Source organism: Massilia terrae (genome assembly GCF_024753145.1).
Classification (GTDB): Bacteria; Pseudomonadota; Gammaproteobacteria; order Burkholderiales; family Burkholderiaceae_D; genus Telluria; species Telluria terrae.
The window spans coordinates 1-435 of sequence record NZ_JANUGU010000031.1 but is presented as its reverse complement, the minus strand read 5'-3'; the positions used below and the strand labels follow the sequence as shown (position 1 = coordinate 435).

The 435-nt window shown below is 68.7% G+C and carries 1 protein-coding gene; it reads right to left on the bottom strand.

Annotation, left to right across the window (positions count from 1 at the left end; all coding sequences use genetic code 11):
- On the bottom strand, positions 1 to 435 hold a 435-nt coding region (locus NX778_RS24545), incomplete at both ends, for a VCBS domain-containing protein (RefSeq protein WP_258814441.1).

Sequence of the window (435 nt, the reverse complement as noted above, 5' to 3'; positions counted from 1 at the left end):
AACGGCTTCGCCGGCGTCGACGTCGCTCACGGTCACCGTGCCGGCAGCGCCCAGGGTGCCGTCTTCGGTCACGCCGCCGTTGGAGTTGCCGTTGATGGAGGCGGCGTCGTTGGTGCCGGTGACGTCCACGTGCAGTTTGGCGCTGGCGGTGCCGTCGGCCGAGGTGACGGTGATTTCGTCCGACACGACCTTGCCCGCGTTCAGGGCCTGGACATTGGCGTCGCCGTTGCGCAGAGTGTACGACCATGCCCCAGTGGCCTTGTCGAAGCTGAAGTCGCCGTAGGTGCCGTGCAGCGAGCCCGGATCCTTGAACACGGCTTCGCCGGTGTCGACGTCGCTCACGGTCACTGCGCCAGCGGCGCCCAGGGTGCCGTCTTCGGTCACGCCGCCGTTGCCGTTGCCGCTGATGGAAGCGGCGTCGTTGGCGCCGGTGAC